10 protein-coding genes are annotated in these 12,423 nt (G+C 35.2%); 3 read left to right on the top strand and 7 right to left on the bottom strand.

Annotation, left to right across the window (positions count from 1 at the left end):
* From AC0INN_RS21565 to AC0INN_RS21535, 7 genes are all read right to left on the bottom strand, one after another.
* Positions 1-804, bottom strand: coding sequence for a hypothetical protein (locus AC0INN_RS21565; protein ID WP_273650597.1), 804 nt, complete (start codon positions 802-804; stop codon positions 1-3).
* Between the two features lie 450 nt (positions 805-1,254).
* The gene (locus AC0INN_RS21560; RefSeq protein WP_273650598.1) at positions 1,255-2,436 is read right to left on the bottom strand and encodes a hypothetical protein; all 1,182 of its coding nucleotides are present in this window, start codon (positions 2,434-2,436) and stop codon (positions 1,255-1,257) included.
* A gap of 20 nt (positions 2,437-2,456) precedes the next feature.
* Positions 2,457-2,903 carry a hypothetical protein gene (locus AC0INN_RS21555; RefSeq protein ID WP_273650599.1) on the bottom strand — a complete coding sequence of 149 codons (447 nt, stop codon included), beginning with the start codon at positions 2,901-2,903 and terminating at the stop codon, positions 2,457-2,459.
* A gap of 7 nt (positions 2,904-2,910) precedes the next feature.
* Entirely contained in the window at positions 2,911-3,840 is a 930-nt protein-coding gene (locus tag AC0INN_RS21550) for a DUF3289 family protein (RefSeq protein ID WP_273650600.1), read from the bottom strand.
* Positions 3,841-3,850: 10 nt separating this feature from the next.
* On the bottom strand, positions 3,851-5,776 hold the full coding sequence (locus AC0INN_RS21545; protein WP_172284350.1) for a type VI secretion system Vgr family protein: 1,926 nt from the start codon (positions 5,774-5,776) through the stop codon (positions 3,851-3,853).
* Positions 5,777-6,057: 281 nt separating this feature from the next.
* Complete coding sequence (gene tssD / locus AC0INN_RS21540) at positions 6,058-6,462, bottom strand: type VI secretion system tube protein TssD (RefSeq protein ID WP_172284349.1); 405 nt, start codon at positions 6,460-6,462, stop codon at positions 6,058-6,060.
* 216 nt (positions 6,463-6,678) lie between these two features.
* Positions 6,679-9,819 (bottom strand): UvrD-helicase domain-containing protein, encoded by a 3,141-nt coding sequence (locus AC0INN_RS21535; RefSeq protein ID WP_273650601.1) that lies wholly within the window; start codon positions 9,817-9,819, stop codon positions 6,679-6,681.
* A 182-nt stretch (positions 9,820-10,001) separates the two neighbouring features.
* Here AC0INN_RS21535 and AC0INN_RS21530 point away from each other — a divergent pair, with 182 nt between their 5' ends.
* Genes AC0INN_RS21530 through AC0INN_RS21520 form a run of 3 tightly spaced genes read left to right on the top strand, consistent with a single transcriptional unit; the run spans position 10,002 to position 12,357 of the window.
* Positions 10,002-10,751 (top strand): peptidase associated/transthyretin-like domain-containing protein, encoded by a 750-nt coding sequence (locus tag AC0INN_RS21530; protein ID WP_273650602.1) that lies wholly within the window; start codon positions 10,002-10,004, stop codon positions 10,749-10,751.
* A gap of 14 nt (positions 10,752-10,765) precedes the next feature.
* Positions 10,766-11,563, top strand: a complete 798-nt coding sequence (locus AC0INN_RS21525; RefSeq protein WP_273650603.1) for a carboxypeptidase-like regulatory domain-containing protein — start codon at positions 10,766-10,768, stop codon at positions 11,561-11,563.
* A gap of 26 nt (positions 11,564-11,589) precedes the next feature.
* A complete protein-coding gene (locus AC0INN_RS21520) occupies positions 11,590-12,357 on the top strand; it encodes a carboxypeptidase-like regulatory domain-containing protein (protein ID WP_273650604.1) in 768 nt (255 codons plus the stop codon).
* Positions 12,358-12,423: the final 66 nt, after the last annotated feature.

Here is a 12,423-nt window from a genome sequence, read left to right as displayed (position 1 = left end):
TTATTTTGTTTGTATGGTTATAATGTGTTGGTAATAGAATTTATCTTCTACTTCTATACAGACATCGGTTTCGGCTGATTCAATCCTTGCTGTTTTACCCGTGTAGCTGATATTATGTTTAAAATCTGCATAGAGAGGAACGTTTTCTTTCTCAAAATCAACGGCATATTCATGTTGATGAATATATCTGATAACGTCATTCATAATTTCCTGGGCATTATCTATTTTAGGTTCAAAGAATAGGGTGTTTTTTTCCTTTTCATAGAAAGTTTCTCCCCTCCATTGTGATGTCCCGATCGGAAGTACCTTCCAGGAAGTGTCATATTGCCTTTTATTGTTGAATTTTTGCATACTGGCTTCAGCAACTTTCATGAAATGGAGCTCTCGGATAAATTGCATAAGTTTTTCTTCAGTTTCTGTAGCATTGAAAAAATGATTCCGGATATGATCTGTGCCTTCTCCACTATAAACAGATCGTATTTCTGAGTCCGTTTTTTGTATGCGTTTTTTTATCTGATTTATATTGTGGATGCTAAGTTTGTAGTTTTCTATTTTACAGTGAATAGGAAATAATGCTTCCATATAACTGTTTGATATTTCAAGGAACTTCGTATCTATTTTTTTATTATTTACTTTAAGATTCGTCCTGCTGATAGATACATCATAATCTTCATCCTCTTTGGTTTCTACGTATAATGTATAAGACAGTAAGGCTTCATGTTCCTCTCTTCCTATTTTCACGGTACATTTATCCTGTAAAAAATAAGTGGATGTAGGGAATATGTCAGCTTTAGAAGGTATCATTGCGTTCTTATAAATGTGGTTAGAAAAACATTCCTATTGATGTTAGTGATTAAGAGCTTTTATGGCCTGAGCATTGTTAATCGTATATAATGCAAAAACTGAAATAATACTTAAAATATATAATACAAACAGTATCAATAATTTCATTGTTTTTTTGTTGTCCTTTTCCTTTCGTAAACTCAATATCTGAATTAAAAAGAGGATAGGATAAATAAAAGCCATAGCTATAAAAAAGACGAAAAGATAAGTCATTAATAAAGAAAACACGGCCTGGAGGTTTGAAGTGTCAAAGCTTCTGTTGAAATAGGTATGTGCTGGTTTATCCCAGTAATAAATAAATGTAAGGATAGCAAATGCCACAAATATGACTACCTGAATATTGAAAATTTTTTTCCAGTTTTTTATTATAAAATTATTTATCATAATCCGTTCGTTAGTTATATCATTGAGTTATTTTCCTGCTACATACCCGAAGTATCCGTCTTCAAAAGGATCAAAAGACACAGTCCATACCTTACTGATATCCCCCCATGTAAATAGGGTCAATATCACTTTTTCATTTTTTTCATCTAATGTAACTCCTTTAAGTCCTACCCAGTGGTTAGGAATCGTAAATGTACCTTTGCTGTTATTCTGAAAATTACCGGCAGTAATAAGGAGGCCAATACTATAGCCGCTGGTGAGAAGCCCGGACAATTCATTTGCCGAATTTTTTGCACTTGCCCATTTACTTGTCACAAGGTTGGTCTCATTTTTCACATCAGTGTAAGAAAGAATGTTCTTCATCATGCTTGCCACTTCGTGAGGAAGTGTGAGTCCAGTACCTCCTTCTACAAAACCGCCTGCACTTGTACCGTCGGGATCGTAATCAAAAACACTATTCAAATAGTCCTTAATGGTGAATAAAAATATAAAGTCAGCATAAGACATTTTTCCACCATTGCTGTTATTCGGATAGCTGGCATCGGAATCTTTCACTTTGATAAGGTGCTCATCCTTATCCAGTTTAATTTTATATTGAGTAGACGGAACTATAGCTTCACCCGTACGGTGCATGTCTAAAATTATTTTTTCGTAATCAGAGGGTTTCTGGATAGCCAGAAAGTGCCCGATCAGTGCAATAGCACACATTGAGCTTTGTCCCTGATCTATATCTTTTCCGGTATTCATCCTTTGCTGGATTTCCGATTTTAATGTTTTGCGGTCAAAAAACCGGAATCTGTTGTGTTTGAAAAGGGTTAATTTTCCTTCATTATCTACATCGTTGATATATGCTTTGATCTCCAGATTATTTCCACATCCGTTGGCATCATTAAATGTTATACTGATTTCTTCACCAGTATTGGGACCTTCCAAAGCATTTTTGTAGAATTTACCTGTTTCAGTATCTGTATAGCTAACCGCCCACCGAATCATACTAGGATCCTTTGGTGCATCGTTGGTATATGTTTCTACTTTGAATGTATAGGTCTTTCCGTATACAAGCCCTGACTTTTCCTTGATCGTTTTACTTCCGTCGTTTAAAGAACCATCATCCAGGTCAGAAATCAGCTTAATACTTTTGACTTGCGTTGCCTCAATCCCTTTTCTGGGAATGTTGGTCTTTTCATCAAATACTACACCTGCGCCCATGGTTGCTTCTAGTTTTTGTATTATTGTTCAAACTCAAAATCTTCTTCCTTGTTTGAAAGAACATCATAAACCACATTGCCTCTTTCGGTTATATAAAAAATATCCCTGTTTCCTTTATCATATCTGATATAAGCAATGAGATCCTGGTTGTGACCGTCTAATCCTTCTCTTCCAGCCTTATACTGTTGATTCAGAACATCTGTTTTTTTATAGATATAAACAGAATATAACTGATAGTTCTTTATATCTGTCCCTGCTGTTTTGTCATCAATTTTCTTTTTCAATTTTTCATATTCATCAACGTCGTATGAAAAATTTCCTTCAACATAAAAATAGTCGATTCTATTTTTATTTTCTCCTGCTTTAAACTCGTAGTTAACGGGAGATAAAGCAACTAACTGAAAGTCTTCCGACTTGTTTTGGATACATGCCACAAATAATGTTAATAAAATGATTAAGTTTTTCATGATAAATTTAGTCCTTATCGGAATTGCCATTTAAATCTACGCTTTTTTCCATTTCTGTAATGAAAGGTCTTGCCGTTCTGTAATGCTGTAGAATATACCAGGCTTTGAAAAAATCTCCGGTATGGTATTGCGGGATAATGTCACCACCATGTTTTACGATATCATCCCAATCCAGACCATAGTGATCGTAAAACGTATATTTCAGCTTTCCGCTCCATACTTTGGTACATTTGTTATAAGAATAATCCAGGATTTCTGCTTTGGCACTCCATACCTGATGTACTGTAATCCCTAATCCTGACACTTTATCCCAGAATGACGAAAAATTTAAAAGTCCCATCGAAATAACTCCCATTGCAGCTGGATCATAATTACTTTTTTTCAGCTCCTTTTTAAAATCCGTTAGAAACTTATTATGATAAGTGATAAAGGCATCATTGCCTGCAATTTTTTTATTCAGAACATCACTCTTATAAGTTCCACCTGTGCCCTTTTTAAACCGATCCGACATTTCCAGGGCTACAGTTTCCATATCACCAATAGATAAAGACTTCATCAGCTGATCCAGATATGCTCCTAATGTTGCATCATTTAATTTAAAAACCGGATCATTTTGTATGGAGGCGGAAGATGCCGGCTTATCGGCAAAATACATATCTTCGGCCTTTGTTCCGTCAAAATTGAATCCAGGATCCCTTTTGGCCTTGCCAATCAGCTTCTGGCTTATTCGGACTACCCCTTCTTTGCATCCTTCATCACCTTTTCCATCTTTTCCGAAACCTTGTAATATGGCACGTTTCTGACTTGAGAGCTCAAGATTTTGCTTCGTAGCCTCAATAATTACATGTTCCGATTCTTCATTGGAAACTTTGCATAGATTAGTATAGTTATTACTGACCTGTATATTGATATTATTAGCTTTTTTTACAATGGCCATATCACTGTTTTTAATGTGAATTTCCTTGCTCTCCGCTTTGAGATTTTACGGTTTTCTCACTTTGTAAGATCATATTTTCTTTAGTACTCACAACGGTAACCTTTTCAGCATAAGAGTCGCTCTTTTTGGACTGAACATTTCTTTCATTTTCAGCAATCTCTGTTCTCATATCAGAAGACTCATGAATATTTCCTGTAGCAGTTTGTAAAAGGTCTCTTCCGGCTGTATCAACCATGTTTACTCCCGCATTCGATACGATATTGACATTTGCTGTAGCAAATATATTGCTGCCCGCTATGGAAGTAATATCATTTCCTGCGGACATTCTTATATTGTTTCCTGCAGTAAAGGTCATATCTTTTGGGGCATTCACAATAATGCTTCCTTTTCCATCCATAAAGTAGGTATTCCCACTCGGATCTTCTATATAGATACTTCCTTCTGCGTCATTAAAAATTACCTTATTTCCACTTCGCGTTTGTATCGATTTTATATGATTGTTAACGCCTCCTCCTAAACCAACTGCTCCATGAAACATTCCACCCATGGCGAAAGGGAAGTCGGGATGATGATATTCAAAGCCAACCATTACCTGATCTCCAACTTCCGGAATCGCTACAAACCCTCTGTTTTGAGTGATTACATCTGTCCCTCCGGCATCAGGGCTCATCATTCTTATAAAATGAGTGGTGTCATTTAGCTGCCAGTCAAATTGTACTTGTATCCGTCCCTGATTTAACGGATCTGTATTGGAAACTACTGTGGCAATCTGTGGTTCTGCACTTGGGGTAATAAATTCCGGTTTTGGAATAAATCCGGTCCCCTCGGCTATTGCTTCAAATGATCCTGTATAGATACCTCTGGTATTAACTTCATGAGAGACTTCAGTGATCATAAGCTTGGTGAAATAAGTCGTCTGGTTGCTATCCGGTTTTCTCATTTCTATATCTGCAACACAACCAGGATGTAAAAAAGGAACAGAGGTTGTCCCTGATACGGTAAAGACTTCTACTGCAGCACTTCCTGCAGCACTTTTTTGGGAATCATCAACATTTAACGACATATTGGCATTAATTGGAGATGGGTTCAGTGAACGGGTTTTATAGATGTCATTATTAAGATCATAAGCTTTAGCAGCAAGCTGTCCCAAATGCTTTATGCTTGCAGATGTACTTAATAATTTTGTGTGATTACTGCTGTTATATCCAAAAAACTCCGGTTTAGTATGCACCGCTCTCAGTTCCACGGAAACGTCACTTACATTACTTCCGTAAGTAAGGCGTATGGGTTGATCTTTGGGTGGAAGTTTACCGAAATACAGTGTTTCGCCATCATAATAGAATTGCTCTCCGTAGGTTTCGGCAAGCCTCGCAAGGTAATTGTAATGGGTTTCCTTGTACTGGGCGCTGTAATTAATATAGCTTTTGTTCTGGGTATCAACTTTATAGTCAAATTTACCTGAATTAAGGGTCTCCTTTAAAATCCTGTCGGCAATGATAGAAGTATTCACCGGTTTATCACCGCCAAAGCTTTGTGTATGTGGAGCGGAATCCATTAAAATAGTAGGGCTGTATCCTTTCAGAACAATATTGCCTAAACTCATTTTTTCCTGACTAAAAGCCACTTTGGTAATGAGTCCGACGAAAGTTTGTTCAGGACTCTCATTTTCAGCATCCTTATATTTAAAAACGACCGTTAGGCGTTTTCCGAGAAACTGCTGAGCCTGATCAAGCTCATGATTTTGCAAAGACCCTAAAGAATCGTGAGCTAAGGTCAACTCAAAGCTATGATGTCTTCTTGTACTTTGCTGTAAGCGGAAGTGTTTGAAATGGTTAATAATTTTACCTTCAATCACTACGTCCAGCTTCACCACACGCTGTACTCCTGCAATATGATTTTCAGCAATTTTGTCTGCGTTGGTAGTCTTATTTTTCATTCTTATGTTTTTGGTGTTCACTTACTAAATTAGAAATGTTTTCTAATTCAAGTTGATTAATTTTGTTAAATTTTAAAAACTGTAGTAGAATTACGACTTTTATAGATGTAAATGTTTATTTTATAATCGTTATATTGAAAAACAAGTATAAAATATTTTATTTACTAACTGAACAATTTAAGTGACCAAAGAGAATGATTAATTGTATAATATTCTCCCGGAGAGATAAAAAGATCATCCATAGGGATGATCTTTTATGTATAAATGTTTGTAGGCATTGATTATGCACCTGGCCAGATACCTTCATAGATACCGTTACCATAATGAATTTTTTCTGCACTTACGATGAAGCTGATCAGCATACTGTTGTCATCTACAGCATCAAAGTCTACTTCATGTTGAATTACATATCCGTTCTCCCATGTTAAAGTAATTAATGTTCCTTCTTCGTGAGATTTGTTGAAAGTAACTTCACCTGTTGTAGGCTTATATTTCCCGTTAAGTAAGCTTTCTAAGATGTCAGATTTTTCTGTAGCCTCGATCGTTAATTTGATGATTGCGTTGGAAGGGTCAGAAGCTACACGTCCTGAAACGTCTGTAGATCTTGATACGCTGTAGTTAAGCTTTAATAATTTCTGACCTTCACTTCCGTTGAATTTTAAGATTCCTCTTGAATTTGCTGCCATAATGGTAAATTTTAATCGTTATTAAATATTATATAATTCAGTGATTATGTAGCAAATGTATAGTACTTTAATCGGACTCAAAAATTTTTAAAGACAAGATTTGATTTTTGTAGTGGTTCTACGATTTCATGTCGTAGTTCTACGATATTTTGTCGTAATTCTACGATTTGTAAATTTTAAAAGTCCCTGAAATCCTTCTGTTAAAGGGATTTTGCGTTATAAATAGATGAGCTGGGTCTTGATAACTTTCCTTCCGAGACTTTCCAGTACACTTTTATAAGTTTCAATTTGACGGTCATTTTTTTCAGTAACTTCTCCGGTTTTAAAATCTACAATGATATAATCTTCACCATTTTTTAGAATTCTGTCGGGCCGGTAAATTCTGCTTTCCCCTCTTTCGGAGATCATGATATCTTTCTCGTTGATTACTTCCCATCTTTCGTCAAAGAATTCAGCATGAGCTGTAACGATTTCCTGAAGCGTTTCCTCAATTTCATTCTTTTCAGTTACTGTGATTTGCCCTTCCAGAAGGTAGCTTTCCAATACTTTCTGAATATCTTTTTTAGTGTTGATCTTAGATAACAGTTCGTGAACGAAAAGTCCTATCCTCACTTTCTCATTGCGAACCTGATAGTTCTTAGATGGTGTCGCTATTTTTACAGATGTATTTTTTTCGTTGATATTTTTGAGATTCCTGATATCTTTTGTCCTGAAAGATGAGGTTTTGACTTTAGAGTTTTTTTTGAGCATTTCAGGATGTACCTCATAAAGATCAAATTCATCAGACTGTTCTGTATTTTTACCTTGAATAAATTCCAGGATTTCGAGATTATTTGAAGTTTTATTTTGTTTCTGAATATAGAAAAACAGCTGTTCTACAGGACGAGTAGTGGCGACATACTGAAGACACAACCTGTCTATCAGATTTTTATAGAAATTCTTCTTATTGAATTTTTCAATTTCTTCATCATAGACTTCCAGGCTTTTGCTAAACTGATTGATATTAACAGATTTCAAAGCTTCATTGCTGTTGGTTTCAAACCAGTTGGAAAATTCAGCATCACGGTTTTTATTCATCATAGGAATAAAAACAACCGGAAACTCAAGTCCTTTGGCTTTATGAATCGTCATGATCTGGATAGCATCAATATTTTCTGAGGCCTGAATGGTATATGTGGAGGCTTCTTCATCCCAGTATTTTAAAAATTCTTTAGTGCTCGCTCCTGCATTTTGAGTAAAGTTAAAGAGCATTTCAAGAAAGTTTAACAGGAAGTCGGTTTCTTTATTATCAAAAGAAAACTCATTAATATAGTACTCTACAAAATTGTATAAATTAAATCGGGGGAAGTGATCTTGTTTTAGTCGTAAAGCATATTTGTTTTGGATAAACGGGAGGATGTCATCGTGGGATTCAATATCCAGAATTTCTTTCATACTCAGGGTAAAATCTGGCATGTTTACTTTTCCCAATTTATTCAGATAATACATCATCATGATTAAATTGGTTTTATTTTTAGGATTGGTTTCCCATTTTAAGAACTCAATGACAGCCTGAATGGTATTTGAGAGTTCTAGCGTCAGTCCTTTATCTGATATGGTTTTAATATTGGTTTCTTCTCCTCTATACCTCACTTTCAGGTTCCCTAGCTTCTGTGAATAGCTGAAAATATCAAAATTGCCACGACATAGAATAGTAATATCTGCAAACCTGAATCCGTTGTCAAGACAATCCTGAATGTCTTTCTGCATTCTTTCGGAAGTGTCATTGTAGAAATCCTCATTGGTGAGATTTTCAATAAGATTTACTTTGACCCTTCCATCAATTTCTGATTTAGGATTTTGTTCGGCATCCGTCCCAAATATATTTTTATGTTCCTCTTCAAGATTTAAGGCATGAAATTGATACAGTTCATTATTGAATCGAACAATATTTTTTGCACTTCGCCAATTATCTTTTAATACAAGAAGTTCGGCTTGTTTGGGAGAAATTTCTTTTTTGTTGATAATGTCCAGCATGAGCTTGCTCTCACCACCCCTGAATCTGTAAATACTTTGTTTGGGATCACCTACCAATGTAAATGTTGTATTCTCTGTCGAGACACTATGGTCTCTTAATGGGACGAAATTTTGCCATTGTAATTCCGAAGTATCCTGAAATTCATCAAAAAAATAGTGCTGAAACTGGGAGCCTACTTTTTCATAAATAAAAGCCGAAGGTTCATTTTTCAGGTTTTCATTGATGAGGATATTAAATTTAGAAAGGAGAACAAGATCATTTTCCTCTTCAATTTTTTTTAATTCATCCTGAATGTCCTTGTTTACTTTTAAAGGAAGTAATGCAGATAATATTTTCTCCTTTTTCTGTGTTTCAATATAAAGAAGAATAAGCTGCATTCTGTTTTCTAATAATTCATCAAGAATTTCTAGAATTTCAGGCTCTTTACTTTTTGATTTTGAGGCGGCTCCTTTTCTGTAATTATTAACCACAGAGTCTTCCTGAGTTGTCGGAAAAGGAAAACCGGGTCTCTTCTGATGGTAAAAATCCAGAACTTTAGTAAAAAACCCTCCAATACCGTTTTTACCTTGTGCAAAGTCCTCAACATCGATATTTCTTGATTTAAAAAGATCAATAGATTTCGTAGCGATTTCAACAGCTCTTTTCTTATTAAATACAATCTCTTTCCGGATAGTATTCTTTATATTTTCATAATTGGAATCGTCAAAATTGGTATTGCTTTTCAGCTGTTCATAGTGAATATCTTTTACAAACTCTTTTGCAGAGTCATAAAGATTCTTGTTAAGATTGATTCGCTCGTTATTTTCGAGGCTGTAATCCACATAATCCATGAAAGAATTTGATATTGCATCATTCTCACCGATCTGATCAAGCATTTTGTCTACAGCTTCAATGAGGAAAGGCTCTGCTTCAATCTCGAGATTAAAATTTTTAGCTAACCCTAATTCGTAAGAAAAACTTCTTACCAGGCGGGAATTAAAACGGTCGATGGTACCAATATTTAAGGTAGAATAATTATGAAGAATATAATCCAGTAATTTTTTAGACCGGATGTGCAATTCATCAATGGTTATCTTTAAACCTTCTTCTTCAAAAACTTTCTGAATGTTTTTTAAATCATTATTATCAGCGAAGTTGCTTGCAGAAAAGGCTCCCAACCAGGATAAAATTCTTTCTTTCATCTCATTGGCCGCTTTGTTGGTGAACGTTAATGCCAGAATATTTCTGATGGCATGCTGCTGATTAGGATAACGAAGACAGATCATCAGAAGCCTCTGAACCAGCGCATAGGTCTTTCCGGAACCGGCGGAAGCATTGATTACTGTATAAGAATTTTGCATTTTTTGAGATGAATTGAAGATGCAAGTTAGCTAAAATTTAAATGAAATTTTAACAATTGAAAATGGTGCTTTAACAAAATCAGAATGGAAAATCAAAAAAAATGCTAAAACGCGTTAACTGTGGTTAAACTTGTGGAAAACATTAAAAATAAGTTTAGATTTGTTTTATAAAAAAACTTTCCGTGAAATTAAAACTACTTTTTCTTTTATCATTCATTTTCTTCATTCAAAAAATAAAGGCACAGGATTATCTTTTCGGAAAAATAACTTCAGAAGAGCATATAGAAATGCCTGATGTTACTGTAATCAACATTAGAACTGATGAACGTGTAACCACTAATGCTGATGGACATTTTATGATCTCAGGCAGGGAAGGAGATGAACTTCGATTTATAAAAAGCGGTTACGAAAGGATGAACAGGAGAATTACAAAAGACAATATTTCAGCTCCTCTAAGCATAACGTTAATCCGGCAGACTACTCTTATTGAAGAGGTCGAAGTAAAGAAGGGACTCACAGGCGACATGAAAGTAGATTCTAAAAACCTGAACAGACCCAGAAAAGTAGAAAAGTTAACCCAAGATATTGACAAATACATTGCCCGAAAATCTGATCCGAGAATCCTGGCGGCAAAAGCAGGAGAGTTTGTCCAGCCAAAAGGACAAGGGTTTTCAATCGGGAAAGTGAAAGATAAGTGGGACGATGTGGATCTCATGCGTTACTTGCGTAAAAGCCTCGGAGATCAGTATTTTATAGATTTAAAAATAGATAAATCTTTAATCGAGCATTTCATTTATTATGTCTTAAGATCAGGTTTTGAGAGGAGACAGATCCTTAAATACGGTTTTTGCAGTGATGCAGACCTGATGAGATTTCAAAGAGCTGTACTGGCAAGAATTTCCTCATATCGTGCTCCTCAAACCCAGAGATAATCTATGAATGTTTTATGATTAAAAATACTTTGTATATCGTACCATGCTTTGCTTTTGCCCATTTTTATTCGCAACAAAAGATTTCAGGCAGAGTAGCGGATGAGAATAATAATGCTTTGGCGTCTGTTCTTATCTATAATATTTCCAACAACACAAAAACTCAAAGTGATTCTTCCGGTCAATTTGTAATTGAAGCTAAGGAAAACGAAGAGATCCGCTTTGTAAAGCAAGATTATTACCGTATTGATAAAAAGATCAATAAGGAGAATATAAATTTACTATTAGATATTAAACTCATCAAGATTGAAACTCTAATTCCGGAAGTTGAAATTCCTTACAAACCCACAGGTAATCTGGAAAAAGATAGCAAACATTATGATCAGGGAAGGAAGATCCATGTATTAAAATTTGAAATGGACGCCTATATGAGAAGCCCTTTGAAAGAGCCATTACCCGAGAACAAAATTTCTAAAACCTTTAGCGGGCATGATTTTAATGCAGGACAGGTCGATATGGTCAAATTGTTTCTCACGGGTATAGGTCTTATAAAAAAAGCAAGCCAACCCAAAGTTACCAAACCTGATTATTATGAAACCCAAAATTTCATTAACAGGCTTAAACTGGAGATCAATTTAGATTTTCTTGTAGAAAGGGGAATGAATGAAGAGCAGATAGATGAATTTCTGGTATATGCTAACGATAAAAGGTATCTTGCAAAAAAATACAGGAAAACTTTTAATAAAAGCGTGATCGAATCAGAACTAAGAATTGCTTTCATAGAATACGACAAGACCCACGTAATTAAAAATTAATAGTGCAATAAAACAATCATAATTAAATGAAAAATATAATTTTATTTATTGTTTTGTTTATATATGGAATTGCCTATTCGCAACAGATTGTTACGGGGAAAATAACAGATGATAATGACATTAATCTTGGATCAGTTACGGTCATCAACCTTTCAACAGATAAGAAAGTCTATAGTAATTCTTCGGGCGAGTTTTCTATTGAAGCTTCAAAAAATGATGAATTAAGGTTTGTAAGACCTGGATATGAAAGGATTTCTAAAAGAGTTTTTGCAGATGGTGTTGATTCTCAACTTTTCATAACAATGGTAAAAATTCCTGAAGAAATAGAGGAAGTAGAGGTAAAGAAATTATCCGGGGACCTGGCTAAGGATTCAAGAAGTGTTGCTAAAGTTGACAAAGGGGAAATTGTTCAGCAGGCAGTGGGCCTTCCACAACCTGTTGGAAAAATGAGGGAAAAACCGGCAGAAGTAAAACAGGTACTACTTCCGATACTTTTAGGGCAGCTGAATGTTCAGGGAGCCTTTGATCTCATTAGTGGAAAAGCAAGAAGACAAAAACGTCAATACAGATATGACGATCTGCAGGACAATATTTTATGGGTGAGAAAGAGAGTGGATGATGATTATTTTACTAATGCAGGGATTCCTGCGGAAAGAATCTCGGAATTTATAGAGTTTTCTTTTGTTATCAAACCACAAGCCCGAACTTATGTAAAAGCAAGGAATCTCTCGGGGGTGCTGCTGAGATTAGAAGAAACTATGCCGGCATTTTTGGAACGATTAAAAAAGGATTGAACGATTTGTTAAAGAAATCTTAAAATTACGGAATAGAAATTGATGTATCCGTTTATAAGAAAATTT

It is taken from the genome of Chryseobacterium subflavum, from assembly GCF_055762745.1.
This window is presented reverse-complemented; position numbering and strand designations above follow the sequence as displayed.